Source organism: Methylobacterium sp. WL69 (assembly GCF_008039485.1).
Classification (GTDB): Bacteria; Pseudomonadota; Alphaproteobacteria; order Rhizobiales; family Beijerinckiaceae; genus Methylobacterium.
In genome coordinates this window covers 1-26,591 of record NZ_VRUZ01000011.1, presented here as the reverse complement: position 1 = coordinate 26,591, position 26,591 = coordinate 1, and the positions used below count along the sequence as shown (strand labels likewise).

The following is a 26,591-nucleotide window of genomic DNA, read 5'->3' as shown; positions in this document are numbered from 1 at the left end:
GCTCGATCCGGTTCCGGCCGTTGTGCTTGGCCGCGTAGAGGGCGTCGTCGGCCGCCCGCATCAGCCGGTCGAGATCGTGTCCGCAATCCCGCGTCGTCGCCACGCCGAGGCTGACGCCGATGCGCAGATCCGGCAGCGACGGGACGGCGAGATGGGCGATGGCCCGACGCATCCGGTCGGCGCAGTCGAGGGCCTCGTCCGCATCCCCCGTCAGCAGGCAGGCGAACTCCTCCCCACCCATGCGGCCGACGATGGTGCCGGGCGGCATCAGGATCTCGGCGACACGGCAGAAGCCGACGAGCACGGCGTCGCCCACGGCATGGCCGTAGGTGTCGTTGACGCGCTTGAAATGGTCGAGATCGCACAGCAACAGGGTCGCCGCCCGGTCCGGTGCGCTCAGGGTCGCCGTCGCCCCGGCGACGAAGGCCCGCCGGTTGGCGATGCCCGTGAGCGGGTCCGTATCGGCGGCCAGGCGCTGGAGGCGTTCGGCGCGCTCCTTGGTGAGCGCCATGAAGACGAAGGCGAGGGCCACGGTGAAGAGCATCCCGAGGCACACCAGGATGGCGAAGGCGGGCGTCTGGAGGGGATGGACCCCCATGGGTTGGGGTGGGCTCAGGACCGCCATGGGGATGCGCACGGCGTACATGATCCCGTAGGCGGCAAGCAGGATCGTGGCCGGATAGCGGGAGACCAGGGGCTCCGTCCGCCCCTTCCAGATCAGGGCCGCCATGGACAAGCAGAAGCCGGCGGCCATGGCGGATGCCAGGACGATCCGCGCCGCGATGGAGGCGAAGAAGTCCGGCACCAGGCACGCGCCGCTCCAGAGGGCGACGCAGAGGATGACCGGCCACGGCCGCAGGCGCCGCCCCTCGAAGGCGAGGACGCCGTTCCAGATCAGTCCGTAGGCGCCGATCGTCAGGGTGTTGGCGAGGCCGATGGACAGCGGATCCGGGATCTGTCCGCGCAGGGCGAGAAGGGCCGAGCCGACGCCGCCGACGAGGTGGGCGAGGCCCCAGATCGCCAGGGCGTGCATCTGCCGGGCCTGGCTCCAGGACAGCAGGAACAGGCTCCCGACCATGAAGGTCAGGATCACCGTCACCAGCAACAGGGTCGGGGCGTCCAGCGCCATTGATCGGTTCCACGCCGTCGAGGCACCCGCATCCGAATGACGGGGCGGCCGGCTCGGCACGATTGGAACGCTATCCCAACTGGTCATTCCGCTCAAAGGCTCAGGCCTCCGGCGGGTATCGGGATGGAGCAGGCCCTGGCGGCAGACTGGCCCCTCTCCGGGACGATCGTGCGATTCCCGGGGTATGGCGGGCGCCACCGCGCGGGCGAGGCCGTGCAGGCCGGGTTCACGATGACGTCACGTCGGTCTCATCGGCGAGGGACGTCAAAATCCATCGTCACGAACCGACCCATGGCAACCGGTTCAAATACGGTGGGCCGGTGCAAGGATCCGTCGCATCGACGCGAACGCCGCCCGTTCATGTCGATGCGGAGGAAAGGCGGTCCGTTCGGCCGCCCCTGGTCGGCGCCCCGGCACGAGGGGTGATCCGCGCCTGCGGCTTCCCCGTGACGGGGCCCGGAACAGGATCGCGTGCCGGGCCGCCGGAGGTGCGCTCGCCCTCAGAACCGTGCGATCACCTGGAAGCGGACGAGGCGCGGCGCACCGGGACCTATGTTGTTGTTGCCGTCGGCCGTGGCGATGTAGCGGCGGTCGAAGAGGTTCTCGATGTTGACCTGTGCCCGCCAGAACTCGTTGACCCGATAAAACAGGCCGAGATCGAACCGGGTGATGCCCGGCAGCCGCACCGTGTCGTCCGACGAGGCGAATGTGTGCCCGGTCTGGATGTAGCCGATGCCGAACGAGAATTCCCGCGTCACGTCGAACTTGTTCCACAGGGTGAAGGCGTTGAAGGGCACGAGGCCGACGCGGTTTCCGGGCCGGAAGCCCTGGGCCGCCGTGCCGAAGCCGCTGGTGATGGTGGCGTCGGTGAAGGCGTAGCCGCCGGCCACCTGCCACCAGTCGGTGACGTAGCCGTTGGCCCCGATCTCGGCGCCCTGCGTGTTGGTCTGGCCGGTGGGCAGGAAGAGGCCCGGCCGGTTCGAGTCGTTCAGACGCTGGTTGAAGCGGTCGAGGTTGTACAGGGCGCCGGTGAGCTGGAGCGCCGGCGAGACGTCGTACTTGATCCCGACCTCCGCATTCTCGAACCGCTCCGGCTGCGAGATCGCCAGACCCGGCGCCAGGGAGCCGAACTGGTCGCCCGAGGACGGCAGGTAGGAGACGCTGTAGCTGCCGTAGAAAGCGAGGTTTTCGAGGGGCTTCAGCACGATGCCGGCACGCGGCGAGAGCAGGTTGTCGATCCGGTTGGTGCGGACGGGTGTGGCACCGGTCGCGTTCAGGTTGTTGGCCGTGAAATCGAAGTGGTCGTAGCGCAGGCCGCCGATGAGTTGAAGGTGCGGCCCGATCTCGATCTGATCCTGCGCATAGACGGCCGCGAGCCCGAGGTTGTAGCGGCTGTTGGCGCCGGTCGGGATGTTACGGAAGGTCACCGGCGCGCGCGACGTTGGAAAAAGCGGGTTGACGGCGAGTGTCGAGGTTCCGTTGGAGAAGAAGCCTTCCTCACGGAAGGCGCGCCCCTCCTGGTAGCCGAGCTCGAACCCGGCCAGGAGCGTGTGCTTCAGGAATCCGGTGTCGAACTTGTAGGTGAAGTCGTTCTGGGAGAAGTAGTTCGTCCGCGGCGTCTCGTTGTTGTACGCGGTAATGTTAACCGATGTCCCGGCGGCGTTGACCGCGCTGCCCGGAAACACGTTCTGATAGAATTTCTGATAATCGGCGAACCGCAGGGTGCTGTGCACGGCGACGCCGGAATCGAACAGATGGTCGAGGGTCGCGGTGGCGATGTTGGCATCGACCCTGGCGTAGCTCAAGCCCGGATTGCCGAAATACGTCCCGATGTTGTTGCGGTAATTGTACGGCCGGCCGAACTGCGAGGGAATACCGCGATCGGTGTTTCGCTCGTCGTGGAAGTACTCATACGACAGCTTCAGGGTCGTTGCCGGTCCGAGCAGGAAGGTCATCGTCGGATTGAAGCCGTAGCGGCGGATATCGACGAAGTCGCGATAGGTCCCGGTATCCTCGAACACGCCGTTCATGCGGAAGAACACGCTGTCGCTGACCCGGTCGCCGACATCGACGGCGACGCGCTTGTTGAAGTACTGGCCGCCCTGGACCAGGATCTCGCGGATCGGGATGCCGTCGGCCTCCTTCAGCACCCGGTTGATGACGCCGCCGCCGCCGCCGCGCCCGAAGACGAGGGCGTTGGGCCCTTTGAGCACCTCGATGCGCTGGGTGTTGTACAGGTCGCGAAAATACTGGACGTCGTCGCGCACGCCGTTGACGTAGAAGTCCGCGTTCGAGCGCTGGCCGCGGATGATGAGGTCGTCGCGGTTGCCCTCGCCCTGATGCGGGATGATGCCCGGCACGTAGCGCACCGCCTCCTCGATGGACTGGAAGCCCTGGTCGCGGATCTGCGCCTGGGTGACGACGGTCACCGATTGCGGCGTGTCGATGAGGGGCGTGTCGGTCTTCGTCGCGCTGCGGGTCCGCTTTGTCAGGTAGCCGACGCTGGTGCCGCCCTGGCCCTCGACGCTGAGCTGGTCGAGGGTCACGGCTCCGCCCGCCAAGGGCTGCACGGGCGTGCCGCGGGCCGGCGTCGGCGCCTGCGCGCGGGCGTCGAGCGAACCGAACCCGATGCCGGAGGCGAGCGCCGTCGTCGCCAGGAATGACTGCGCCAGAGCGCGCCTGATCTTCATTGCCACGGATAAAACCCCCACCGCCAAGATGACGCCCAAGGACGGTGCCCCAACGTTCCGCGAGGCTTGTCGTCCCAGGATCGCTTAGGCGTCGTCACTCGGGGAGGGGTCAAATTACGGATTGCCAACGTTTCTAGTTTAGAACTATTATTATTAGTATGAAAATCAAGATTTGTTGCGATCGACTTGGTAGTGCTTCATGAAGTTCTCTGATTTATGTCACGTCCCGGCAATGAGAGGCTGGAACTGAAACTTTAAGCCTCGGGTCCATCAATATGTTGCGTTCAAACAACAGATGCGCCGGTTCATTCGCTGGGCGCGCGCACCCCCCCGTGGAGCGGGCGTCGTGAGGATCCTGCTGATCGAGGACGATGCGGTGACCGCCAAATTCGTGGCGTTCGAGCTGACGGAGGCCGGGCACACCGTCGAACGCGCCGCTGACGGACCATCCGGCCTGAAGTTTGCCCTCGCGGGCGGCCATGCCGTCGCTATCGTCGATCGCATGCTGCCGGGGCTCGACGGTCTTGAATTGACGCGGCGGCTGCGCGCAGCACGGATTCCGACGCCCCTGCTGTTCCTGACCACGATGTCGGGCATCGACGATCGTGTGGAGGGCCTCGAAGCGGGGGGAGACGACTATCTCGTCAAGCCCTTCGCCTTCGCCGAACTGCTCGCCCGGGTGAACGCCCTGGCCCGCCGCCCGCCCATCGCCACCGTGGTGACGGTCCTGCGTGCCGCCGATCTCGAGATGGACCTGATGGCGCGCGCCGTGCGCCGTGCCGGCCGCACGATCGATCTGCAGCCGCGGGAATTCCGGCTTCTCGAGTTTCTGATGCGCAATGCCGGATCCCTGGTGACACGCCGCCAGCTCCTCGAGAACGTCTGGGATTTCCACTTCGACCCGACGACGAACATCGTCGAAACCCACATGAGCCGCCTGCGCGCCAAGGTGGACCGGACCTTCGACCGCGGGCTGATCGAGACCGTGCGCGGCTCCGGATACATCCTGCGTGACCGCCCCGCATGATCGCCCTGCGCGGCCTGGCGGAAACGTGACCCGGCACAAGCTCGTCCGCAGCGTCGGCTTCCGCTTTGCGCTGCTCTACACGGCCGCGTTCGTGTCGTCGGTGGCGGTGCTGGGGGTCCTGGTCGAGATCCAGCTGACCTCCGCGCTCCGGCAGCAGGCCCAGCAGCGGATCGACAACGAGATCGGTGCGCTGGTGGACGAGTTCGTCCATGGCGGGCGCGTCGACCTGGATGTGGCGCTCAACGGGCGGTTCGCGCGCGGGGGCGGCCGCATGAGCCACGCGATCGTCGAGACCGATGGTCGGGTCGGGATCGGCAACCCGGATCTCGCCGCCCTCGCGGGGCAGGCCGATACGGCGGCGCGGCCGGTCTCCGAGATCGGCGGACGCAGGCTTGCCCAGCCGATGATCGCGGCGACGCACAGGCTCGGCGACGGGACGGTCCTCGTCGTCTCCGACAACCTCCAGGGCATCAGGGAGGTGAGCGCGATCCTCAAACGCGCCTTCGCCATCGCCCTGGCGGCGTCGGTCGCCCTCGGCCTCGGCCTCGGCCTCGTGGTCTCGGGCCGCCTGCTCGCCCGGGTCGATGCGGTGACCCGCACGGCGGAGGCGATCATCGCGGGCGATCTCGGGCGCCGCATCGCCCTGTCGGGATCGGGCGACGATTTCGACCGGCTGTCGCTGACGCTGAACCGGATGCTCGACTGGATCGCCGGCCTGCTGGAGACGCTCCGGCAGGTGACCAACGACGTCGCGCACGATCTGCGCACGCCGCTCACCCGCCTGCGGCACGGCCTGCTCGCCTCCGGCAGGACGGCCGCGACGGTTCCCGAGTACGGCGCGTCCATCGATCGGGCGGTGGGGGAGATCGACGAGATCCTGGAGATCTTCACGGCCCTGCTGCGCATCGCGCAGATCGAGGCCGGCGCGCGGCGGGCCGGCTTCCGGTCGATCGACCTGTCGGACGTCCTGCGCACCGTCGGGGAGGCCTACGCGCCCGCCGTCGAGGATGGCGGGCGCCGGCTGCGTTGCACGGTCGAGCCGGATATCCGCATCGACGGCGACCGCGAATTGCTGGTCCAGCTCTTCGCCAATCTCGTCGAGAACGCCCTGCACCATACGCCGGTGGGGACGACCATCGCCCTGGACCTGACCTGCGCCGGCGGGCGCGTCGTCGCGGCCGTGGCCGATGACGGGCCGGGCATCGACGCTTCGGAGCGGGACAAGGTGCTGCGGCGCTTCTATCGCGTCGAGAAGAGCCGCGGCGCGAAGGGGCACGGCCTCGGCCTGCCCCTGGTGGCGGCCGTGGCGGAGCTGCACGCCGCCGCCCTGACGCTCGCGGACAACCAGCCCGGCCTGCGGGTCCGCGTGACCTTCCCGCCGTCGGCGTGATGGGCCGCGTGACCGGCCACTTGGCGGTCGGCCCGGTGCCGCCGTTCCGGCGAGCCTATCCCACCACGCCGTCGATGAGGTTTCGGGCCAGCAGGAACTCGGAGGTGAAGTCGGTCCGCACGAGGGGCCGGCGCCCGATGGGCCCGGCGAGGGCTTCCTGCGCCAGGCGCCGCGCCTGCACGGCCTCCGAAACCGAGACGGCGGCAAAGCGCACGCTGTCGCCGGCCCGCGCCTGGGCGAGGCGTCCGAGATCGGCGCCGATCACGGTGGCGATCTTCGGATATCCGCCCGTCGGCTGCCGATCGGCCATCAGGACGATGGGCTGGCCCGTGCCCGGCACTTGGATCGCCCCCATGGCGATCCCGTCGGAGACGATGTTGTGGTCCCGCGCCCGGATCGGGTCGCCCTCCAGGAAGCAGGCCATGCGGTCGCCCCGGGCGCCGATGCGCCAGGGACCGGCGAGGAAGGCCGCGACGACCGCCGGGTCGAAGTGATCGTCCTGGGGACCGAGGACGACGCGGATCGTCCCCGGCGGCCGATCGAGCCAAGGGAGTTCGAGGATCGAGGGCTCGCCGAGGGCGGCGCGGGGCCGTGCGATGGGCACGGCGTCGCCGGCCCGGAGCGCCCGGCCGTCGAGGCCGCCCATCCCGGACCGGGTGTGGGTCGCCGTCGAACCGAGGGTCGGCGCCACATCGATGGCGCCCGCGACGCCGAGGTAGCACCACGCGCCCGTCGGCCCGGCCCGGACCGTCAGGCGCGCCTCCGGCTTCAGGGTCAGGGCCGTCGCGCAGGGCAGGGGCCAGCCGTCGTGATCGATGCGGAAGCCGCCGCCGACCAGACTGACGTCGAGGGCGGCGCCCGTGACGGTCAGGGACACGCCGCCGAGGGAGATCTCGATGGCGGTGGTGTCCGGCGGATTGTCCAGGGCCCGGTTGGCGCCGGCATGGGCGAGGGGGTCCATGGGCCCCGCCGGCGTGATGCCGTAGCGCAGGTAGCCGTGGCGTCCCGCGTCCTGGAGGGTGATGCCGCCGCCGGCCGACAGGATGCTGAGCGTCGCGTCCATCGTCAGCCCTCCATCCGGGCGATGATCTCGCCGCCGGCGGCCCGCCCCTCGAGCCCGGCGAAGGTCGCGGCGTCGATGGGCTCGAACCGCAGGGTGTCCCCGGCCTCGACGAGGAAGGTCCGGCGGCGGGCCCCGGAATAGAGCCGCTCGGGGGTCCGGCCGATCACGTACCAGCCCGTCGGCATCGGCACGGTCGCCACGGCCGCGAGGCCGCCGCCGATCAGGATGGCGTTGGCGGGGTGGGGCGGGCGCGGGCTCTCGCGTCGCGCGATGCCGAGATCGGCGGTGAGGCCACCGAGATAGGCGAAGCCCGGCGCGAAGCCGTACATGTAGACGCGGTAATCGGCGGCGGCATGGCGCGCGGCGACCTGCGCCGCCGGGAGGCCGGCCCACGCGGCGACGGCCTCGATGTCCTCGGCGAGCGCCGGATCGTAGCAGCATGGCACCGTCCAGAGCCGTCCGGCCCGCGGCCGCGGGACAGCCGAGGCCAGGAGGTCCGTGACGGTCCGGCACAGCTGTGCCCGGTCGAGGATCAGGGGATCGTAGTGGATCGTCAGCGAGCGGTAGGTCGGTACGCATTCGCCCAGCCCGGCCACCGAGGCGGCGCCCAGGGCGGCGTCGAGGGCGAGGACCCTGTCGTGCACGGCGGGATCGACGGCCTGCCCGAACTCGACGACGAGCGCGGCTTCGCCGACATCGAGGAGGCGGGGAGCATTCGCCACCCTCGGTCCCCGGGCGGCCCCCGGCACGGTCCGGCCGGTGGGATCGCGGTTGGTCGTCGGATCGATGGCCACAGGCTCAGTCGGTGCGCAGTTCGTCCGTGAGGAAGGCTCGGACCTCGGCCGCATCGATGCCGGGCGCGATGAAGCTCCGGCCGATCCCGTGGGCGAGGATGAAGGTCAGCGCCCCGTCGCGGACCTTCTTGTCCTGCGCCATGGCGTCGAGGAGGGTGTCGGCGTCGCCGCAGCCGCCCGGCACCGCCCCGAGGGTGGTGGGCAGGCCGGCGAGGGCCAGGTGGTTGGCGACGCGGCCCGCATCCTGGCCCGGACACAGGCCGAGGCGGGCCGAGAACCGGAAGGCGAGGGCGAGGCCGATGGCGACGCCCTCGCCATGGACGAGGCGGGCGGAGTCGTAGCGCGTCAGGCGTTCCAGGGCGTGGCCGAAGGTGTGGCCGAGGTTGAGCAGGGCGCGCTCCCCGTCCTCGCGCTCGTCGCGCACCACCACGCCGGCCTTGGACCGGCAGCAGATCGCCACGGCCTCGTCGCGTTCCGGGCCGCCGGAGAAGATGCCGGCCCAATGCGCCTCGCACCAGTCGAAGAACGCCGCGTCGTTGATGAGGCCGTACTTCGCGACTTCCGCGTAGCCGGCGCGCATCTCGCGCTCGGACAGGGTGTCGAGGGTGCCGGTATCGGCGAGCACCAGGCGCGGCTGGTGGAACGCGCCGATGAGGTTCTTGCCGAGCGGCGAATTGATGCCGGTCTTGCCGCCGACGGACGAGTCGACCTGGGCCAGGAGCGAGGTTGGCGCCTGGACGAAGCGCACGCCGCGCCGGAGGGTGGCGGCGGCGAACCCCGCGAGATCGCCGACGACGCCGCCGCCCAAAGCCACGACGATGTCGCCGCGCTCGACCCTGTGGGCCAGCAGCCCGTCGCAGACCTCCGCGTAGGTCGCGTAGCTTTTCGAGGCCTCGCCCGGCGCCACGGTGACGCGGCCGGAGCGCAGGCCCGCCGCTTCCAGGCTCGCGCTCAGGCGCTCGCCGTAGAGGGCGGCGACGTTGGTGTCGGTGACGATGACGGCGGCCCGTGCGCCCAGCGCCGCGATCCGCGCCCCGGCCTCGTCCAGCCGGCCACGGCCGATGAGGATCTCGTAGGCGCGGCCCTGGTCGAGGGGGACGCCCACCGTCAGGCGGTCGGTCACTGGGCTGCGATTCCTTGGTGGCGGGCGCCGTTGAGATGGGCGTCGAGGGCTTCCATCACGTCCTGCACCACGCGGTCGTGGGCGACGTCGCGGGAGACCACCACCACGTCGGCCGTGGCGTAGACCGGGTGACGCACCTCCATCAATCCGCGCAGGGTCTCCTCGGGGTCCTCGGTCTGGAGAAGGGGACGGCCGCCGCGCTTGCGGACCCGGCGCATGAGCACGTCGAGTTCGGCCTTGAGCCAGATCGAGACGCCGCGCTCGGCGATCCGCTCCCGGGTCGTGGCGCGCATGAAGGCGCCCCCGCCCGTGGCGAGGACCAGGGGGCCTTCGCGCATGAGCCGGGCGATCACCCGCTCCTCGCCATCGCGAAAGCTCGGCTCGCCGTAGATGGCGAAGATGTCCGGGATCGTCAGCTTGGCCGCCGTCTCGATCTCGATGTCGGCATCCCGGAACATCAGGCCGAGGCGTGAGGCCAGGCGCCGGCCGACCGTGCTCTTGCCGGCCCCCATGAGGCCGACGAGCACGATGGAACGGTCGCCCAGGGCGCGGCGCAGGCGCAGTTCGATGGGGTCGCCCGGGGGCGCGGTGCCCTGAGGCTCGGCTTCGGTCATCGGCTTCTTCGCATCGTTGCGCGGGTCTTAGCGCGTTTTGAGGATCGGGCGAAGCGGCGCCCGCGGGGCGTGCACGAAAACCCGATGGTCCGCCCGCGTCCCGGCGCAGCGACGCGCCTATTGCGCCGCAACCTGTGGCCGCGAAGTCATTGCCACGGCGCGCCCTCCATGGTGCAACCGATGACTTGTCACCGATGACTTGCCCTTGCGCCATCGGCGCCGCATTTCCCTCCCCCTTGCGCCCCGCGATCGAGGTTCGTCCGAGTGCCGACCCTGTTCCGTTTTCTCGCCACCCTCGCCATCCTGGGCGGCCTCGCCTTCGCGGGCCTGTTCGCCCTGGCGACCCTGGTGGTGCCGACGCCGCGCGAGATGAGCGTGACGATTCCGGCGTCCAAGCTCCAGCCCCCCGGCCGGTGAGCACGGCGCCGACGTCGGAGGACCCGTCGGGCGAGGCGCTGATCCAGGGCTACCTCGACATGCTCGCCGCCGAGCGCGGGGCGGCGGCCAACACCCTCAGCGCCTATCGCCGCGACCTGTCCGATTATCTCGCCGCCCTGACCCGTGACGGCCGCGACCCCGTGCGGATCGAGGCCGGGCCGGTGCGGGCCTACATGGCGGACCTCGAGACCCGCGGCCTCTCCGCGGCCTCCGCCGCCCGGCGCCTCTCCTGCATCCGCGGCTTCCACAGGTTCCTCTACGCGGAAGGCTTCGCCGAGGGGGACCCGAGCGCGCCCGTGGCCGCGCCGCGCAAGGGCCGGACGCTGCCCAAGGTGCTGTCGGTCACCGAGGTCGACGCCCTCCTGGCCGCCGCCCGGGGGCAGGCCGAGGCGGACGGCACGGGGCGAAGCCGGCGGATGCTGTGCCTCATCGAACTGCTCTACGCCACGGGGCTGCGCGTCTCCGAGCTCATCGCCCTGCCGCGGGCGGCGGGATCGACGCGGGAGCGCTACCTCGTGGTCAAGGGCAAGGGCGGGCGCGAGCGCCTGGTGCCGCTGACGGAGATGGCCCGCGCCGCCATGCGCGACCACCTCGCCCGCCCGGGTCCCGACGGGCCGTGGCTGTTTCCCGCCGACAGCGCGAGCGGACACCTCACGCGGCAATCCTTCGCCCGCGACCTCAAGGAGGTCGCCGCCGCGGCGGGGCTACGCCCGGACCGGGTCAGTCCCCACGTCCTGCGCCACGCCTTCGCCAGCCACCTCCTGCAGAACGGCGCGGATCTCCGCATCGTGCAGGAGCTGCTGGGCCATGCCGACATCGCCACGACCCAGATCTACACCCACATCCTCGACGAGCGCCTGAAGGGGATGGTGCGCGATCTCCACCCCCTGTCCGACGCCGAGGACGAGCCCGCCTGACGGCGGCGCCCCTTCAGGCCTCGGCGTCCTCCTTCAGGGTGTCTTCGATGTAGAGCTGCGCCAGCAGCACCTTGATCACCGCCATCAGGGGGAGGGCCAGGGCGATGCCCCACAGGCCGAACAGCACGCCGAGCACGAGCTGCCCGGCGAAGATGGTGGCGGGCGGGATATCGAGGGCCCGCTTCTGGATGTACGGCGTCAGGCCGTAGCTCTCCAGGGTCTGCACGGCGAGGTAGACGCCCAGGGCGCCGAGGACCGCCGTGAGGCCCGAGGCCAGGGCCGCCAGGATGATGACCACGCCCGCGATGAGGGGACCGATGGTCGGGATGAAGGCGAGGAGACCGGCCTGGAGGCCGAGGATCAGCGCTCCGCCGATTCCAAGGAAGCTCAGGCCCGCCCAGGTGCACAGGAAGATCACCGCCATGGTGATGAGTTGGCCGAAAAGCCAGTGCCGCAGGGTCTCGCCCATGCCGTCGAGGAGGGCCCGCGCCCGCTCGCGGTGGCGCGGCGGCACGAAGCGCACGAGGCCGTCGCGGTAGGCACCCGGATCGGCCGCGCAGGACAGGCCGAGGAACACGATGACGAGGACGTTGCCCAGGGCCCCGAACAGGGCGATCACCACGCTGGCCGCCGGACCGAGGACGCTGCCGGCATCCGACAGGAGGGAGCCCGGGCTCTCCATGGCGCCCGAGGCGAGGCCGGCGAGGCCACCCTGCTTCTTGCCCTTGGGGTCGGACCCGTCCTTGTCCTTGCCATCCTCCGGGGTGGCTTGCCCGTCCGGCGCCGTCTTCGGTGCGGAGAGGCCGGGCACGTCGATGCCGTACGCCTTGAGCCGGTCGCGCACGGTGCCGGCCTGGGACGCCACGGTCTGCCCGAGGTCGCGGCCCTGCTGCATGATCGTCGCGCCGCCGAAGGCGACCATCGACAGGCTGAGGCCGGCGAGCACGAGGCTGACCAGGCTGAGGCGCAGGCCGCGCCCGGCGGGCAGCACCTTGCCGAGGAGCTGGGTCAATCCGTCGAGGAACACCCCGAGCAGGATGCCGGCGAAGATGAGCATCAGCGTCGAGACCGCGCTCCAAGCGAGGGCCAGGAACGCGGCGAAGGCCACGATGGCGATGCCCGAGACGGCATGGGACCAGCCCCGCGGCTGCGGGCCGGCCCCTGGCGGGGCCGCATGGGGATCGGGCCGGGTGTCGGGCCGGGTATCGGGCATGGAAATCGGGTGAACTCCTGAGATCGGGCGCTGACCCGGCACATGCGGGGCCCGTCGGCACAAGGCCGGGCGACGGCTTGCCTGTGGACGCCCTAGCGCCAACGCGCGGTTGCGGCCTCGTCGGCTTGCGTCGCCTCGACCCAGCCACCGACCGCGCCGCCGACGAGGTGCTCGCGCTTCCAGAACGGTGCCTGCGTCTTGAGGTAGTCCATGAGGAAGCTCGCCGCCTCGAAGGCCGCGATCCGGTGGCCCGCTGCCGTGATCACGAGGACGATGCCGTCGCCGGGGGCCACGAGGCCGTGGCGGTGGATGACCCGCACCCCCTGGAGCGGCCAGCGGGCGCGGGCGGTCTCCACCACCCGGCCGATCTCGGCCTCGGCCATGCCGGGGTAGTGTTCGAGTTCGAGGCCCGCGAGACGCCCGTCCTCGTCGCGACACAGGCCGGTGAAGGTCACGATGGCGCCGGCCCGGCCCTGGAGGTCGCGGGTCAGGGCCGCGATCTCGTGCGCCACGTCGAAGGGCTCGGCCTGGATGCTGACGTCGGGGGTCGGTGCGGTCATGGCGGCTCGCTGGTACGGGGGCGCTCGATTGCTCTTGAGCACGGCGCGGCGACAGGACATTGGTGGGCGCGGACCCCACGCCGCGAACGCCGCTTCGCGGCCGAGCATGTCCGCCCGGTCCCGAAAGACCTATATGCCCCTCGTCCCGGTCCGCGCCACCGGGCCTCGAAGGAGACCGCCCGCGTGACCCCCGACCTGATCCTGTCCCATGACGGCGTTCTGCCCGTCTTCTCCGCTCGGCCCGTCTGGTGCGGACGCGGCAGCACGGTGATCGGCGCCGCCACCCTTGGGGCGCAGGCCTGGCTCGGCGACGACAGCGTGATCCGCGCCGACGGGCAGGTGGTGACCGTCGGCGAACGGTTCTGGCTCGGACACCGCTCCACGGTCCACATCGCCACCCAGTCCTACGCGACCCGCGTGGGCGACCGGGTGACGGTCGGCCGCAACGCCGTGGTGCATGCCTGCACCGTCGGCTCCGACGTGGTGATCGAGGACGACGTCATCGTCCTCGACGGGGCCACGGTGGAGGATGGCGTGCTCATCGAGGCCGGCGCCACGGTGTTTCCCCGCGGGCACCTGGCGGCCGGCTTCGCCTATGCGGGCAGCCCGGCCAAGCCCCTGCGCCCCATCACCCTGCCGGAGATCGCCGAGCGGGCCGAGCGCCTGCGCGAGGCCTCCGGCGATCTGCCCCAGCCGCCCGAGGCGGACGCCGCCGAGACGGAGGCGAGCGTGTTCGTCGCCCGCACGGCACGCCTGCGCGGCCGCATCGCCCTCGGGGCGGGCTCGACCGTCCTGTTCTCCTGCGATCTCAACGCCGACGTCGGTCCCATCGTGGTGGGTGCCGACACCAACATCCAGGACAACACGGTGATCCGCACCCGTGCCGAGGGCGTCGTCATCGGCCGCGACACCACCATCGGCCACAACGTGCGGCTCGCCGATTGCCGCATCGGTGCGCGCAGCCTCATCGGCATCGGCTGCGTCGTCGCCCCCGGCACCGTGGTGGCCGACGACGTGCTGCTGGCGGCCGGCGCCACCACCGATCCGGGCCAGTTGCTGGAGGGCGGCCACCTCTGGGGCGGGCGACCCGCCCGGGTCCTCGGCCCCCTCGACGAGGGCAAGCGCACGATGATGGCCCGCGTCGTCGAGGGCTACCGCGAGCTCGGGCGCGCGTATCGCCTCGCTCAGGACGCGATGCTGTAGGATTGCCGGCTCAGAGCGCCGAGACGATCCCATCGGCTTCCGCGTCGTCCTCGTCGATCTCGGCGTCGCCCTCGACCTCGTGGCCCAGGGCGCCGGAGATGGCGGCGAGGTTGCGGGCGGCCTTGCGCAGGAGCTTGCGCAGGCGGCGGCGCTCCTTGCCGTCGAAGCCGGCGAGCAGCTCGGCCTCGACGGCCTCGCCGATCCGCTCGATGGCCTCGGCCTTGGCGAGCCCCATCTCGGTGAGACGCACGCGCACGATGCGCCCGTCGCCCGCCTCGGCCCGGCGCTCGACGAAGCCGAGGGCGGCGAGGCGCGAGATGGTCTTCGAGGCCGTCGGCGGGCGCACCCGCAGGGTGGCGGCCAGATCCCCCATGGTCATGGTGCCGGAGGCGGCCAGCGCCTGGACCACCTGTTCCTGGCCCGCGAACAGGTCGAGGGCCGCGAGCCGGTCGCCGACCCGCGAGCGGTGAAGGCGCGCCGCCTGGACCAGGGCCCAGCCGACGCTCTTCGATCCAGGCACGATCTTCGACCCGGGAACATTCTTGGACCCGGGGGCATCCTTCGATCCCGGGACACCCTGCTCGGAATCGCCCTTGGACCCCGGCGGGCGGATGCGCTTGTCCGACTTGCTCATGGTCCGCTCGGCACCCGGGAGGAGGGAATGGGGAAGGGCAAGGGAACGTCCGTCGGCGATCGGCGCGCGGTCCAGGATCGCCTCGGGGCCGGATCGCTCGTCAACCGCCCGCATCGCCGCGTTCCCTTCGCATCATAGCGCGCAAACGGTGGGTCCGCGCCGGAATTTCCGGGCCCGTCCATCGCCGACTCGGCATCTGCCAGGGGAGTCGTGACGCCGATGTGACACGGCCCGGGATTTCGTCGCCGGCGGTCTGCCTGGACGGGTCGGTCCCCCCCGACTAATCGTGGGCCGCCGCACGCGGGCGGGCGGGGGAAACCATGAAGGCAGTGATCCTCGCGGGCGGTCTCGGGACGCGCCTGTCGGAAGAGACGGTGACCCGGCCGAAACCCATGCTGGAAATCGGCGGGCGGCCGATCCTGTGGCACATCATGCAGATCTTCGCGGCCCACGGCGTGCGCGAGTTCGTGATCTGCCTCGGCTACAAGGGCTACGTCATCAAGGAGTTCTTCCTGAACTACCGCCTGCACCTGTCCGACGTGACCATCGACGTCGGAGCGGGCCATGTCGACTTCCACCGCAGCGCCGCCGAGGACTGGCGCGTCTCCCTCATCGAGACCGGCGAGACCACCATGACGGGCGGCCGTCTCAAGCGGGTACGCGATTATCTCGGCGACGACGATTTCTTCATGACCTACGGCGACGGCGTCGCCGATGTCGATCTCACGGCGCTCGCCGCCTTCCACAAGTCCCACGGGCGTCTCGCCACGCTCACGGCCGTGACCCCGCCGGGCCGCTTCGGCGCCCTCGAACTCGACGGCGGCGCCGTGCGCAGCTTCCGCGAAAAACCGGCGGGCGACGGGGCGACCATCAACGGCGGCTTCTTCGTGCTGTCGCCGCCCGCCCTCGATCACATCGCCGGCGACAGTACCGTGTGGGAGGCCGAGCCCCTGGAGCGCCTGGCCCGCGACGGCGAACTCTCGGCCTACGTCCACACCGGCTTCTGGCAGGCCATGGATACCCTGCGCGACAAGAACCACCTCGAGGCCCTGTGGGCCGGCGGGCAGGCGCCGTGGAAATGCTGGTAGGCGCGAACTGACACCGGCGCCGTCCCGGTGTAGGGAGTCGCGATCCGGAGACGCGACGGCTTGCAGAGTCCCATTCCTTCGCCGAACGCGGGTGCCCGCAACCCCGACCCGGCCTTCTGGGCCGGACGCTCGGTGCTCGTCACCGGGCATACGGGCTTCAAGGGCGCGTGGCTGAGCCTGTGGCTGGAACGCCTCGGCGCGCGGGTGAGCGGCCTCGCCCTGCCGCCCGAAACCCGCCCGAACCTGTTCGACGGCGCCGGCCTCTCCGGGCGCATGGATTCGCATCTCGGCGACATCCGCGGCCTGGAGCCCGTGCGCGCATGCCTCGCCGCGACGCGTCCCGAGATCGTGATCCACATGGCCGCCCAAGCCCTGGTGCGCCCGTCCTACCGCGATCCCCTCGCCACCTACGCCACCAACGTCATGGGCACCGCCCACGTACTGGAGGCCGTGCGGGAAACCCCGTCCGTGCGTGCCGTCGTGGTGGTGACGAGCGACAAGGCCTACGCCAACCGCGAATGGCCCTACGGCTACCGCGAGACCGAGGCGCTGGGCGGCCACGATCCCTACAGCAGCTCCAAGGCCTGCGCCGAACTCGTCACCGGCGCCTACCGCGCCTCGTTCCTCGCCGAGCGCGACTGCCGCGTCGCCACGGCCCGGGCCGGCAACGTCATCGGCGGCGGCGACTGGTCCGAGGACCGGCTGATTCCCGACATCGTCCGGGCCTTCCTGGCCGGCCGCTCCGTCGAGATCCGCGCGCCCCATGCCACCCGGCCCTGGCAGCACGTCCTCGAACCCCTGAGCGGCTACCTGCGTCTCGCCGAGGCCCTGTGCGCCCGGAACGGGGCGTCCGTCGCCGAGGCCTGGAATTTCGGCCCGGCCGACGAGGATTGCCGGCCGGTCTCGTCCGTCGTCGAGACCCTGGCCCAGGCCTGGGGGCAGGGTGCCGCCTGGCACCTGTCCGAGAAGACCCATCCGCACGAGGCGACCTTCCTCAAGGTCGATGCCTCCAAGGCCCGCGCCACCCTCGGCTGGGACCGGCGCCTGCGCCTCGACGCGGCCCTCGCCTGGACCACGTCCTGGCACCGGGCCCAGGCGCAGGGGGCCTCGGCCCTCGACCTGACCCTGGCGCAGATCGGCGCCTACGAGACCCTGGGAGCGTGAGCGCCGTGACCCGACCCGCCTGCCGCGCCTGCGGCGCGCCCCTCGCCCGCACCGTGGCCGATCTCGGCCTGTCGCCGCTGGCCAACGCCTACGTGCCGGCCGACCGGGCCGGGAGGGGCGAGATGTTCCACCCGCTCCACGCCTTCGTCTGCGACACCTGCCACCTCGTGCAGCTCGAAGCCTTCGAGACGCCGGAGGCGATCTTTTCGGATTACGCTTACTTTTCAGGCTTTTCCGCCGGCTGGCTGGCGCATGCCGAGGCCTATGTCGCGGCGATGCAGGCCCGCTTCGGTCTCGGGGCCGACAGCAAGGTCGTGGAGGTGGCGAGCAACGACGGCTACCTCCTGCAATACGTGGTCGCGCGCGGGATCCCGGCGCTCGGCGTCGAGCCGGCGGCGAATGTGGCCGCGGTCGCCGTGTCCCGCGGCGTGCCCACCGAGGTCGCGTTCTTCGGCGCCGAGACCGCCCGGCGTCTGGTGGCCGAAGGCCATTCCGCCGATCTCACGGCGGCCAACAACGTCCTCGCCCACGTGCCCGACATCCACGACTTCGTGGAGGGGTTCCGCATCCTCCTGAAGCCCGAGGGGGCCGGCACCTTCGAGTTCCCGCACCTCCTGCGGATGATCGAGGAACGCCAGTTCGACACCATCTACCACGAGCATTTTTCGTATCTGTCCCTCGGCGTGGTGTCGGGCATCCTGGAGCAACACGGCCTGCGGGTGTTCGACGTCGAGGAACTGCCGACCCATGGCGGCTCCCTGCGGGTGTTCTTCGGCCATGCCGGGGCCGGGCACTCGACCGCCCCGGCGGTGGAGCGCGTCCGCGCGGCCGAGCGGGTCGGCGGCCTGTTCGCGGCGGAGGGCTACGCGGCCTTCGCCGAGGACGTGGTGGCGATCAAGTGCGCGACGCTGACCTTCCTGGCCGACCTGCGCCTGAAGGGCGCGAAGGTCTGCGCCTACGGGGCGGCGGCCAAGGGCAACACCTTCCTCAACTATTGCGGCATCGGCCCCGAGCTCGTGGCGGCGGTGGCCGACCGCTCGCCGCACAAGCAGGGCACCCTCCTGCCCGGCAGCCGGATTCCCGTGGTCTCGCCGGACGACCTGCTCGCCCTGCGGCCGGACTACGTCCTGATCCTGCCCTGGAACCTCAAGGACGAGATCGCCCGGGAGATGGCCGCCATCCGCGACTGGGGCGGGCGCTTCGTCACGGCGATTCCGCGCCTCAGCGTGACCTGACGCCATGCGCTTCGAGGAAACCCCCCTCGCCGGCGCCTACCGCGTCTGGCCCGAGCCCCTGTCCGACGACCGCGGCTTCTTCGCCCGCACCGCCTGCGCGGACGAGTTCGCGGCGCATGGTCTCGTCGGCGCCTTCGCCCAGTCGAGCGTGTCGTTCAACGCCCGGCGCGGCACCGTGCGGGGGATGCATTTCTCGGCTTCCCCCCACGCCGAGACCAAGCTCGTGCGCTGCACGGCGGGCGCCATCCACGACGTCATCGTCGACCTGCGGCCGGATTCCGCGAGCTATCTCAAGAGCTTCGCCGCCGAGCTGACGGCGGACAACCGCTGCGCCCTCTACATCCCGGCCGGCTTCGCCCACGGGTTTCAGGCGCTCACCGACGCGGCCGAGATGCTCTACATGATCGACCGCGCCTACGTCGCCGGCAGCGCCCGGGGTCTGCGCTGGAACGACCCGGCCCTCGACGTGGCGTGGCCCGAACCCGTCGCGGTGATCGCCGAGCGCGATCTCGCTTATCCGGACTGGAGCGCGTGAGGGTCCTCGTCACCGGGGCGTCCGGGTTCGTCGGCCGCCACGCCGTGCCGGCCCTCGTGGCGCGCGGCTACGCGGTCCATGCCGTCGCGCGCGCGCCGATCTTCGGCGCCGTCGTCCATGCCGCCGACCTCCTCGACGAAGCCCAGCGCCGCGCCCTCGTCGCCGCCGTGGCGCCGAGCCACCTCCTGCACCTGGCCTGGGACGCCGAGCCCGGCCGGTACTGGACCTCGCCAAGCAACCTCGACTGGGTCGCGGCCAGCCTCGACCTCGCCCGAAGCTTTGTCGAGGCCGGCGGCCGGCGGCTCGTCGTCTCCGGGACCTGCGCCGAGTATCGTTGGGATTCTCCACGCTTCGATGAGGCGACGAGCGCCTGTCGTCCCGCGACCCTCTACGGCGCGGCCAAGGACGGAACCCGCCGAATTCTTTCGGCCTATGCCGCGAGCGTCGGCCTGTCCTTCGCGTGGGGACGGCTGTTCTACCTCTACGGCCCCGGTGAGCGCCGGGGCCGCCTCGTCAGCGACGCGGCCCACGCCCTCCTGGCGGGCGAGGCGTTCCCGACCTCGCCGGGACATCAGCGCCGCGATTTCCTGCATGTCCTTGATGCGGCAGGCGCTTTGGCGGCGCTCCTCGACGGCCCGGTGACGGGCGCCGTCAACATCGGCTCGGGGACGGCCGTCCCCGTGCGCACCCTCCTCGACGGACTGGCCCAGCGGACCGGCCGGCCGGACCTCCTCGACTACGGCGCCCAAGCGCTCGGGCCGTCCGAGCCGGCGGTGATCGAGGCCGCCGTCGCGCGTCTCCGGGACGAGGTCGGCTTCCGGCCCCGGTTCACCCTCGACACCGGTCTCGACGACACCCTGGCGTGGTGGCGGGACCACCGCGCCCGAGGGTTCAGGCCGGCAGCAAGCCCTTGAGCTGATGGAGAATATCCTCGCCCGTGCACGGGCGGGCGATGAAGCGGGCGCCCGGGGGCATCCGCTCGGGATCGGGCGCGGCCCGCCCCGAGACGATGACGATGGGCAGGTGCGGACGCGCCGCCGAGACCGCGTTGGCGAGGTCGAACCCGTTGGTCTTGCCCGACAATTCGACGTCGGTGATCAGCCCGCGGATATCGGGGCGCTCCTGCAGGAGGCCCAGCGCCCGCTCGGCGGAGGCGCATTGCACCGTCTCGTAGCCGCCATCCTCGAGGACGTCGCCGAGATCCATGATGGTCACCGCCTCGTCCTCCACGAGGAGGATCACCGGCCGATCGTCGTCCGAGCCCGTCGTCTCATCCACCACGATGCACCCTCCGCCCGTTCCATGGAATGCGGCCCGCGACGTTCCACGGGGGGACCCGTAACGGTCCACGGGGCCCGCGCGCCGCTCCCGACCCTGGTGCAACGAGAAAACGCGCCGCGGGTTGCAGGCCTCATGCGGGTGTCGCGTCGCACACCACGGTCACGACGGCCTCGATGAGCCGGTCGAGGTCCGGTTCGTCGATGGTGAGGGCCGGCGTGAGGTAGACGATGTCGCCGAACGGCCGGACCCAGACGCCGCGTTCGACGAGGCGCCGCTTGACCGCGGCGAGGTCCGGCACCTCGGTCCACTGGACCGCCCCGATGGCGCCGAGCACCCGCACGTCGGCGAGGCCGGGCCGGCCGCGCAGGGGGGCGAGGCCGGCCTCCAAGCGCTCCCCGATGGCCCGGCCCTGCGCGAGGCGGGGTTCCCCCTCGAACAGGTCGAGGCTGGCATTCGCGGCCGCGCAGGCGAGCGGATTGGCCATGAAGGTCGGGCCGTGCATGAGGGCGGCGGCGGGGTCGTCGGAGCGGAACGCGTCGAACACGGCGCGGGTCGCCACCGTGGCGGCGAGCGCCATCGTGCCCCCGGTCAGAGCCTTCGACAGGCACAGGATGTCGGGGACGATGCCGGCCTGCTCGCAGGCGAACAGGGTGCCGGTGCGGCCGAACCCGGTAAAAATCTCGTCGGCGATGAGGGGCAGGCCGTGGGCCTGGGCGACGCGCGCCACCTCGGCCAGGACTTCGGGGGGATGCATCCGCATGCCGCCGGCCCCCTGGACCAGGGGCTCGACGATCACCGCCGCCAAGGTTTCGCGGTGTCGGGCGAGGCAGGCATCGAGGGCCGCACTCCGCTCGGCGCTCGTCGGCAAATCGCAAAAAATCTGAGTCGGCAGGTAGGCGCCGAAGCGCCGGTGCATGCCCTCTTCCGGGTCGCAGACCGACATCGCCCCGAGGGTGTCGCCGTGGTAGCCGCCGCGGAAGGCGAGGAAGCGGGTGCGCCCGGCGACCCCCCGGTTCAGCCACATCTGGGCGGCCATCTTCAACGCGACCTCGACGGCCACCGAGCCGGAATCCGAGAAGAACACGTGGTCGAGGTCGCCCGGCAGGACGGCGGCGAGGCGGGCGGCGAGGCCCTCGGCCGGGGCGTGGGTGAAGCCGCCGAACATCACGTGCGGCATGGCCTCGAGCTGGGCGGCGACGGCGGCGCGGATATGGGGGTGGTTGTAGCCGTGCGCCGCCGTCCACCACGAGGCGATGCCGTCCACGAGCTCGCGGCCGTCGGCCAGCACGATGCGGGTGCCGTGGGTCCGCACCGCCTCCAGGGGCGGGGCGGCAGTCTTCATCTGCGTGTAGGGCCGCCAGAGGTGGTCGCGCGGAGTGGTCATGGCGGTGGGATGGAAGCGCGGCGCGCCCGGGTCAAGGCGGTGCCGGCGCGCCGGTCCGCGTCCGGGGCGCGAACGGCGGATCGAGGTTCACTGTCCCCGCAGCTTCCATCGAGGAGTCTAATCTGTCGAGAAGTTGTCTCAAAGATCGTATTTAAGTTTTTAATTCAGATAAATCTCGTTGAATATCCTCGCCGAGGGAAGGCGTTCCGATGAACATCCAAGTCTCATGCGTTCTGAGAACACCGAGTGGACCCGTGGTGACCGGACCGCTCGCCCACGGTCTGATCGGCGCGATGCGGCTGCGCGCGGTCAACGCCGATGCGCCGGATCTCTCCCACACCTGGATGCCGAGTGTCCGCGAGCGCGGCCGGAGGCGACAAGGCCCGGATCGCGGCGGCAGACGCAGACGCACGCACGCCGGCTGACCGGCCTGCTCTGCTTCGCGGCCCTCGTGGTCGGCCTCGCCGGCATCGTCGGAACTGGCCGCCCAGACGGCACGGGCCACCGAGGGGATCGGCAGCCGGATCGGCAGCCGGATCGGCCAGATCCAGGGCGTGACCGGGCAGGCGGTCGCGGCCATCGGCTCGATCGCGACGCGCATCCGCGAGATCGACGGCGTGACGACCTCGATGGCGACGGCCGTGGAGCAGCAGGGCGCGGCGACGCAGGAGATCGTGCGCAACGTCGCCCGGGCCTCCACCGGCACGGGCGACGTCACGCGCAACATCGCGGGCGTCGCGCAAGCCTCCGAGGCGACGGGGGCGGCGGCCGGTCAGGTGCTGTCGGCGGCGTCCGAGCTCTCGCACCAGTCCGAGCACCTCGGCGCCGAAATCTCCCGCTTCCCGTCGACGGTCCGCGCGGCCTGAGCCGGGCCGGGCGCGAGGCCCCATCCGACACGCTTGACGTGGCGGACGGCCCCCATGCGCCGTCGAGGGAAGCTCCCGAGGCGGAAACCCCGGATCGCGCATCCGTCGACTTCATCTGCCCCTTCGCCCGCTGCCCCAAGACCCCGCGCGGGCTCACGCCCGACGAAGCCGTCCGCACGGCGGGGTCCGCCGAGCCCGACCGGTTGCCGTCGAGCCCGCTCCACCGGACCTACGGCCTTCACACATCTCGCGGGAAGCGCGGGTCCCCTCTCCCAAACAGGCTACTGGATTCACACAATTGCGAACGAGCCGATCTCGTGCGGAGACAGGGCCCCCGACGGCATCCGGATGCGGGCGTGAGGCCCACCGGTGCTCCCTCTCCTGGAAGGAGAGGGTTGGGGTGAGGTGAGAGGTCTCTCCGGAAAGGTCACACACCTCACCCTGTCCCTCTCCTTCCAGGAGAGGGGACCCGCGCTGCCCTTGAGATGTGTGAATGCCGTAGCCTGGAAGGAGAGGGAGCCCCGGTGCGCCTTCCGCCCGCAGCCGGATGCCTGCCGCTGCATGGAATCGGCTCAGTGTGGCGCTCGATATCAGCCACCGGGCGGATGGGTGAATCCGAGAGCCACCGGACACCGGGACCGAACCCGCCCGACCCGGAAAATGGAATGGCCCGCGTCGCCCGACTGTGACATGATATCATGTCATGAGACGGCCTTATGCAATCATCGCGGTGGGGGGCATCAAATAGAGTCGGCCCATGGAGGGGAGTTTGAATTCGATGTCCGGCAAGACGTGCGCAAAGGAGGTTCGTCGCGGACGAAGTTGAAAATGTCCGCCGACGATCCGTCGAACGGACAACGATCGAAACCTGCAGAATTCACTGATCTTCGCGGGGCCGGAGGGGCGGCGAGCGGATGATTTCGATTCGTTGTTCAGGGTGCGTGTCGCGGCGCATCGACGGTGCGCGCGGGTCGAATCGGTCTCGAATGCATCCTGAAGACAGGATTTGCGTTTATCAATTACCAAATCTAGGATCACTACTCCTCGTCTGTCTATACACCCATCACGGGTGGACATACGGGCTCTGCATACTGAAGTTGCGTGTCCGTGGACGCGTGAGACGGACTTGGCGTGCCCTGCGCCGAGGCGGGGGCCGGTTCGGCGCAGGGGGGCGCGGCACGCCCGGCGGGTGGAGGCGTGATCCGAGACGCCCGGCGCAGGCACGGCTGCCGCGACGCGAAGTGGAATGCGATGAATGCAGACCGTGTTGACGACCGACGAAGCCCCCTCCGGCAACACCTTCGATCCATGGTGTGAACGGCTCCGCGAGAAGTACTTTCCCATCGAGGGCTCGCGCGACGAGGACGGGCCGTTCCAAGCCCGGCTGGAGCTGTCCAGTATCGGAAACATGACGGTCAATCGTTTCACGCAGACTGGTTCGGCGCGGTACACAATTCGCGACAACGTCGTCCGAAAGAAGAATCTCAGGGACGACACGCTGACGGTCAGTTTAAGGACACGGGGCGTTGCGCAGACCCTGCAACATGATCGAACCTCGATTCAGCGGCCCGGGGATATCGTCATCCGGGAAGTCGGGCCGCTGGATCTGCATCTGCGCGACTTCAGTCAGGACTTCAACCTAGGCGTTCCACGGCATAAGATCGAAAATCTTCTCGGAAACGCGAAGATCTACACGTCGCTGACCCTCGAAGCCGAGCAGGCTTCGACGAGCCTCGTGACCAGCTTCTTCGCCGAACTGATCCGGATTCGACACGAACTGTCCCCCGATACGGCGGCGCGCATGGGCTCGATCGGTGTCGACCTGATCGTGGCCGGCATGGCCGACCGTCTCGCCCGCGAGGTGCCCCGATCCCTGCACGGGACCCTCGTGGTCCAGAGGGCCAAGGCCTATGTCGAGGCGCATATCGGCGACCCGACCCTCGATCCGGCCCAACTCGCGGCCGCCATGGGCGTGTCCCTGCGTCGGCTCCAGGAATTGTTCAAGGAGCAGGGGCGCCAGATCGCCGAGTGGATCTGGGAGCGCCGGCTGAACATCGCCGCGGGACGCCTGGCCGACCGCGGGTCCGCGCATCGGCAGATCGCCGATCTGGCCTATGGCTGCGGTTTCTCAAGCCAGTCGCATTTTTCCCGGCGCTTCAAGGATCGCTTCGGCATGACGCCGCGCGACTACAGGGAGCATGCCCGGTTGCGGATGGACGCGTGAGGGGGGGCGGGGCGGCGAACGAAGACACGATCCGGCTTCGGGCTCAAGACTCCTTCCCCCGGTTCTTCCCCGATTGGGCCTGACGAGCGGGCATGGGCCCAAGGGATCGTCGCCATGATGCCCATGGGCGCCGAAGCCGAAACGCGGAGGGCGATCATCTTCTGCATGCCAATCGCCGAGTTCGAAGGGGTGCTCGCAGCGAGCACGCTTCGCGAAGCGCGGCGGTCCGTGTGGACCGCCCGGCCTGTCGCAGGTACGACGACTGTCGCCACGTGGACAAGCTGGCGGCGCATGGGCGTTTGACTGCAGTTATTCCCCGCCCGTAGAACTGTCATCTGACGGAGTTTTGGAGGCTTTTAGAATTTCTGGTGCGAAATAGACCTTCGGATACGCGCCGGCATGTTCGGCAAGAATGCCAATTTCGACAAGCTTGTCTATTGTGGATTTCGCTGCAGGGTATGTCACGCCCAGTTTTGTTGCTGCGTCGGTCACTGTGAGGGCCGGCCGCTCAAACAGGTGATCGACAATAGTGATTACATTTGCGGATCGGGAGGAAGCCGCAGCACGCTCGCGATATATAGTCTGCAAATCGATGAGCCGATCGACGGTTTGCACGGTCTCCTTGCAAGATGCACAGACACGATCGAAGAAAAAGCACAGCCAATCGTCCCAATTGCCCTTTGTTGAGACATCAAACATCAAATCAATATAATTGTCTTTTATGTTTTCCAGTGCGGGGCTCATATACAATATTGGTATATCCAGAAGGCCGCTGTGCACGGCCATGAGGGAAACAAGCATCCGCCCAACCCGTCCATTGCCGTCGGAAAACGGATGAATGGCTTCCAGTTGATAGTGCACCAAGGCAAGGTCGATAAGAGCTTCCGGCTGACTTATTTCGCCCCTATTAATATAGCGTTCTAAGTCGTCCATGCACTTTTCTGTCTCTGCGGGAGGTGGAGGCACATACCGCGCCTTATCGATCGTGTAGCCTCCAATCCAGTTCTGGTCGGACTTGTACTGGCCCGGCTTTTTGCGCGCCCCGCGTGCGGCGCTAAGTCCGCTAAGAAGTATTTCGTGTGAGCGTTTTATCACTCTATGCGATATCGGAAGGGTTCGAAGGAGTGAAAAAGACTCGTTCAGAGCTTTTAGATAATTGAATACTTCTTTTGTGGATTCGTCGGTCTGAGTCTCAACGCCAACCTCGGCCAGAAGCAGGTGGTCCGTTGTGGTGAAAGTTCCCTCCATGGCCGAGGACGTAAGGGCCTCTCGCCGTTGCAGGGGACGGATAAGAATGTATGGGTTGGACAAGCGGCGGCTTGCGCCTCGAAGTTCTCCGATAGCCTGCATCGCTCCTGCAAGTGGAAGCGCAATATTCGCCATATTTATCCGCGGTGGTAACGGTGCCGGCACGAAGGCCAGCTGCCGCTCTATGGTCGAAACCAAATGGCCTGTGGCCGGCTCCACGAACGCGTCGGATTTCACCGCTCGCTCCTATAATTCGCGCCGAAGAGATTATAGGAAATAGCCCCATTCCTATAAAATGGGAAACGGACTTCAAGGGAACTGAAAACCCCTGAAGGCTGCCTGCCGCTCTCGAAATGCATGGGGCATTGAGGCGTGCGCCACCTAGATCGTGAAAATTGAGATGTTATTCCAAAACGATCGCGCGAAGGCGTAACGCCTTTCGATCGTAGGGTGCCCCAGGCTCAGCGGACTTTTCGCGAAAAGCGTTTTCCCAAGTCTGTCGGAAGCCGACCTCGACGGACTCTGAAAGCTGCACTTGGGGCGAGACGCTGATCGAAGCAGCAACGTAGTCTCCCGAGCATCAAAGCCGAGTCATACGCCTCGTCAGGTTGCCCCGAAAAACTCAAATCTGGCAAAAAGTAAAAATGGTGCCCAGAGACGGGATCGAACCGCCGACACTGCGATTTTCAGTCGCATGCTCTACCAACTGAGCTACCTGGGCAACGGGCGGTTCGGGTGAGCGGCACCGCCTGTGGAGGGGGGGTATAGAGG

General features: G+C 69.4%; 22 protein-coding genes, 1 tRNA gene and 2 pseudogenes. 12 read left to right on the top strand and 13 right to left on the bottom strand.

Going from position 1 to position 26,591, the window contains the following annotated elements:
* Positions 1 to 13: 13 nt before the first annotated feature.
* Positions 14 to 511: pseudogene (locus FV218_RS23135) on the bottom strand (GGDEF domain-containing protein); the annotation flags it as partial.
* Between the two features lie 1,118 nt (positions 512 to 1,629).
* Entirely contained in the window at positions 1,630 to 3,819 is a 2,190-nt protein-coding gene (locus tag FV218_RS05445) for a TonB-dependent siderophore receptor (protein ID WP_147708976.1), read from the bottom strand.
* Between the two features lie 295 nt (positions 3,820 to 4,114).
* Between FV218_RS05445 and FV218_RS05440 the strand changes: the two genes are divergently transcribed.
* Positions 4,115 to 4,846, top strand: a complete 732-nt coding sequence (locus tag FV218_RS05440; RefSeq protein ID WP_147708975.1) for a response regulator transcription factor — start codon at positions 4,115 to 4,117, stop codon at positions 4,844 to 4,846.
* Between the two features lie 25 nt (positions 4,847 to 4,871).
* On the top strand, positions 4,872 to 6,236 hold the full coding sequence (locus FV218_RS05435) for a HAMP domain-containing sensor histidine kinase (protein ID WP_147708974.1): 1,365 nt from the start codon (positions 4,872 to 4,874) through the stop codon (positions 6,234 to 6,236).
* Between the two features lie 55 nt (positions 6,237 to 6,291).
* Here the strand turns inward: FV218_RS05435 and FV218_RS05430 are convergent, their stop codons facing one another.
* The 4 genes from FV218_RS05430 to FV218_RS05415 form a co-directional block, all read right to left on the bottom strand.
* Complete coding sequence (locus FV218_RS05430; RefSeq protein WP_056089637.1) at positions 6,292 to 7,299, bottom strand: biotin-dependent carboxyltransferase family protein; 1,008 nt, start codon at positions 7,297 to 7,299, stop codon at positions 6,292 to 6,294.
* Positions 7,300 to 7,301: 2 nt separating this feature from the next.
* Positions 7,302 to 8,021, bottom strand: coding sequence for an allophanate hydrolase subunit 1 (locus FV218_RS05425; protein WP_056091397.1), 720 nt, complete (start codon positions 8,019 to 8,021; stop codon positions 7,302 to 7,304).
* 76 nt (positions 8,022 to 8,097) lie between these two features.
* Positions 8,098 to 9,216 (bottom strand): 3-dehydroquinate synthase, encoded by a 1,119-nt coding sequence (gene aroB, locus FV218_RS05420; protein ID WP_147708972.1) that lies wholly within the window; start codon positions 9,214 to 9,216, stop codon positions 8,098 to 8,100.
* Entirely contained in the window at positions 9,213 to 9,830 is a 618-nt protein-coding gene (locus FV218_RS05415; protein ID WP_056089631.1) for a shikimate kinase, read from the bottom strand. The genes aroB and FV218_RS05415 overlap by 4 nt, the downstream gene beginning before the upstream one ends.
* Positions 9,831 to 10,094: 264 nt before the next feature.
* On the opposite strand from FV218_RS05415, the gene FV218_RS23130 reads away from it, so the two are divergent.
* Together FV218_RS23130 and FV218_RS05410 are read left to right on the top strand one after the other, a co-directional pair.
* Entirely contained in the window at positions 10,095 to 10,247 is a 153-nt protein-coding gene (locus FV218_RS23130) for a hypothetical protein (protein WP_056089629.1), read from the top strand.
* Positions 10,244 to 11,185, top strand: a complete 942-nt coding sequence (locus FV218_RS05410) for a site-specific tyrosine recombinase XerD (RefSeq protein ID WP_281407799.1) — start codon at positions 10,244 to 10,246, stop codon at positions 11,183 to 11,185. The genes FV218_RS23130 and FV218_RS05410 overlap by 4 nt, the downstream gene beginning before the upstream one ends.
* Positions 11,186 to 11,198: 13 nt before the next feature.
* Here FV218_RS05410 and FV218_RS05405 read toward each other — a convergent pair whose 3' ends face one another.
* Both FV218_RS05405 and FV218_RS05400 read right to left on the bottom strand, forming a co-directional pair.
* A complete protein-coding gene (locus FV218_RS05405) occupies positions 11,199 to 12,398 on the bottom strand; it encodes an AI-2E family transporter (RefSeq protein ID WP_147708970.1) in 1,200 nt (399 codons plus the stop codon).
* 92 nt (positions 12,399 to 12,490) lie between these two features.
* Positions 12,491 to 12,958, bottom strand: a complete 468-nt coding sequence (locus tag FV218_RS05400; RefSeq protein WP_056089618.1) for a molybdenum cofactor biosynthesis protein MoaE — start codon at positions 12,956 to 12,958, stop codon at positions 12,491 to 12,493.
* 183 nt (positions 12,959 to 13,141) lie between these two features.
* Here FV218_RS05400 and FV218_RS23390 point away from each other — a divergent pair, with 183 nt between their 5' ends.
* A complete protein-coding gene (locus FV218_RS23390) occupies positions 13,142 to 14,161 on the top strand; it encodes a gamma carbonic anhydrase family protein (RefSeq protein ID WP_056089615.1) in 1,020 nt (339 codons plus the stop codon).
* A gap of 10 nt (positions 14,162 to 14,171) precedes the next feature.
* On the opposite strand, the gene FV218_RS05390 is transcribed toward FV218_RS23390, so the two are convergent.
* Complete coding sequence (locus FV218_RS05390) at positions 14,172 to 14,795, bottom strand: MarR family winged helix-turn-helix transcriptional regulator (RefSeq protein ID WP_147708969.1); 624 nt, start codon at positions 14,793 to 14,795, stop codon at positions 14,172 to 14,174.
* Between the two features lie 320 nt (positions 14,796 to 15,115).
* On the opposite strand from FV218_RS05390, the gene rfbF reads away from it, so the two are divergent.
* From rfbF to FV218_RS05365, 5 genes are read left to right on the top strand one after another with little or no spacing between them, the layout of a single operon-like run.
* Complete coding sequence (gene rfbF, locus FV218_RS05385; protein ID WP_147708968.1) at positions 15,116 to 15,883, top strand: glucose-1-phosphate cytidylyltransferase; 768 nt, start codon at positions 15,116 to 15,118, stop codon at positions 15,881 to 15,883.
* Between the two features lie 60 nt (positions 15,884 to 15,943).
* Positions 15,944 to 17,047, top strand: coding sequence for a CDP-glucose 4,6-dehydratase (gene rfbG / locus FV218_RS05380; RefSeq protein ID WP_246684997.1), 1,104 nt, complete (start codon positions 15,944 to 15,946; stop codon positions 17,045 to 17,047).
* A 5-nt stretch (positions 17,048 to 17,052) separates the two neighbouring features.
* On the top strand, positions 17,053 to 18,282 hold the full coding sequence (locus tag FV218_RS05375) for a class I SAM-dependent methyltransferase (protein WP_147708967.1): 1,230 nt from the start codon (positions 17,053 to 17,055) through the stop codon (positions 18,280 to 18,282).
* A gap of 4 nt (positions 18,283 to 18,286) precedes the next feature.
* Complete coding sequence (locus tag FV218_RS05370) at positions 18,287 to 18,817, top strand: dTDP-4-dehydrorhamnose 3,5-epimerase family protein (RefSeq protein WP_147708966.1); 531 nt, start codon at positions 18,287 to 18,289, stop codon at positions 18,815 to 18,817.
* The gene (locus tag FV218_RS05365; protein ID WP_147708965.1) at positions 18,814 to 19,731 is read left to right on the top strand and encodes an NAD(P)-dependent oxidoreductase; all 918 of its coding nucleotides are present in this window, start codon (positions 18,814 to 18,816) and stop codon (positions 19,729 to 19,731) included. The genes FV218_RS05370 and FV218_RS05365 overlap by 4 nt, the downstream gene beginning before the upstream one ends.
* Here the strand turns inward: FV218_RS05365 and FV218_RS05360 are convergent.
* Together FV218_RS05360 and FV218_RS05355 are read right to left on the bottom strand one after the other, a co-directional pair.
* The gene (locus tag FV218_RS05360; protein WP_056089604.1) at positions 19,709 to 20,098 is read right to left on the bottom strand and encodes a response regulator; all 390 of its coding nucleotides are present in this window, start codon (positions 20,096 to 20,098) and stop codon (positions 19,709 to 19,711) included. The two genes, FV218_RS05365 and FV218_RS05360, sit on opposite strands and share 23 nt — an antisense overlap.
* Before the next feature lie 130 nt (positions 20,099 to 20,228).
* On the bottom strand, positions 20,229 to 21,482 hold the full coding sequence (locus FV218_RS05355; protein WP_147708964.1) for an adenosylmethionine--8-amino-7-oxononanoate transaminase: 1,254 nt from the start codon (positions 21,480 to 21,482) through the stop codon (positions 20,229 to 20,231).
* A gap of 476 nt (positions 21,483 to 21,958) precedes the next feature.
* On the opposite strand from FV218_RS05355, the pseudogene FV218_RS05350 reads away from it, so the two are divergent.
* Together FV218_RS05350 and FV218_RS05345 are read left to right on the top strand one after the other, a co-directional pair.
* Positions 21,959 to 22,348 (top strand): annotated as a pseudogene (locus tag FV218_RS05350) (hypothetical protein); the annotation flags it as partial.
* 1,255 nt (positions 22,349 to 23,603) lie between these two features.
* Positions 23,604 to 24,572 (top strand): helix-turn-helix domain-containing protein, encoded by a 969-nt coding sequence (locus FV218_RS05345; RefSeq protein ID WP_147708963.1) that lies wholly within the window; start codon positions 23,604 to 23,606, stop codon positions 24,570 to 24,572.
* A 309-nt stretch (positions 24,573 to 24,881) separates the two neighbouring features.
* Here FV218_RS05345 and FV218_RS05340 read toward each other — a convergent pair whose 3' ends face one another.
* Both FV218_RS05340 and FV218_RS05335 read right to left on the bottom strand, forming a co-directional pair.
* Entirely contained in the window at positions 24,882 to 26,057 is a 1,176-nt protein-coding gene (locus FV218_RS05340) for a Fic family protein (RefSeq protein WP_147708962.1), read from the bottom strand.
* 408 nt (positions 26,058 to 26,465) lie between these two features.
* Positions 26,466 to 26,541, bottom strand: a tRNA-Phe gene (locus FV218_RS05335).
* Positions 26,542 to 26,591 lie beyond the last annotated feature (50 nt).

What these genes read in the sequence shown, in the direction of transcription:
- FV218_RS05445 (WP_147708976.1), bottom strand. Translation starts at nt 3,819, where the DNA reads ATGAAGATCAGGCGCGCTCTGGCGCAGTCATTCCTGGCGACGACGGCG.
- FV218_RS05355 (WP_147708964.1), bottom strand. Translation starts at nt 21,482, where the DNA reads ATGACCACTCCGCGCGACCACCTCTGGCGGCCCTACACGCAGATGAAG.
- FV218_RS05440 (WP_147708975.1), top strand. Translation starts at nt 4,115, where the DNA reads ATGCGCCGGTTCATTCGCTGGGCGCGCGCACCCCCCCGTGGAGCGGGC.
- FV218_RS05400 (WP_056089618.1), bottom strand. Translation starts at nt 12,958, where the DNA reads ATGACCGCACCGACCCCCGACGTCAGCATCCAGGCCGAGCCCTTCGAC.
- FV218_RS05370 (WP_147708966.1), top strand. Translation starts at nt 18,287, where the DNA reads ATGCGCTTCGAGGAAACCCCCCTCGCCGGCGCCTACCGCGTCTGGCCC.
- FV218_RS05405 (WP_147708970.1), bottom strand. Translation starts at nt 12,398, where the DNA reads ATGCCCGATACCCGGCCCGACACCCGGCCCGATCCCCATGCGGCCCCG.
- FV218_RS05345 (WP_147708963.1), top strand. Translation starts at nt 23,604, where the DNA reads ATGCAGACCGTGTTGACGACCGACGAAGCCCCCTCCGGCAACACCTTC.
- rfbF (WP_147708968.1), top strand. Translation starts at nt 15,116, where the DNA reads ATGAAGGCAGTGATCCTCGCGGGCGGTCTCGGGACGCGCCTGTCGGAA.
- FV218_RS05430 (WP_056089637.1), bottom strand. Translation starts at nt 7,299, where the DNA reads ATGGACGCGACGCTCAGCATCCTGTCGGCCGGCGGCGGCATCACCCTC.
- FV218_RS05390 (WP_147708969.1), bottom strand. Translation starts at nt 14,795, where the DNA reads ATGAGCAAGTCGGACAAGCGCATCCGCCCGCCGGGGTCCAAGGGCGAT.
- FV218_RS05415 (WP_056089631.1), bottom strand. Translation starts at nt 9,830, where the DNA reads ATGACCGAAGCCGAGCCTCAGGGCACCGCGCCCCCGGGCGACCCCATC.